Source organism: Massilia mucilaginosa (assembly GCF_011682145.1).
In the GTDB taxonomy this organism is placed as follows: Bacteria; Pseudomonadota; Gammaproteobacteria; order Burkholderiales; family Burkholderiaceae_D; genus Telluria_A; species Telluria_A mucilaginosa.
This window is the reverse complement of sequence record NZ_WHJH01000350.1, coordinates 1-289: the sequence shown is the minus strand read 5'-3', so window position 1 is coordinate 289 and position 289 is coordinate 1. Positions and strand designations below refer to the sequence as shown.

The window sequence follows — 289 nt, the reverse complement described above, 5'->3', positions numbered from 1 at the left end:
CGCTCCATGCCCGGGCGGCGACGCCTGGCGAAACGCTGGCGGCCTTTCACGCCGCCCTGCACGCGGGCGACGAGGCACGCGCGATGAAGTTGCTCAGCCCCGAGGCCATCATTTACGAGGCCGGCCACGTGGAGCGTTCACGCAGCGAATATGCGGACCATCACCTGGCGGACGACATTGCGTTCGCCAGGGCCACCACGCGCAGGGTATTGCGGCACAAGGAGCGGATCGACGGCGAGATCGCCATCATCCTCGACGAGCCCGAGAGCAAAGGGACTTTCAAGGGCAA

Annotated in this window: 1 pseudogene; it reads left to right on the top strand. The window is 66.4% G+C overall.

What is annotated here, in order from left to right:
- A pseudogene (locus F2P45_RS35135) lies at positions 1 to 289 on the top strand (YybH family protein); the annotation flags it as partial.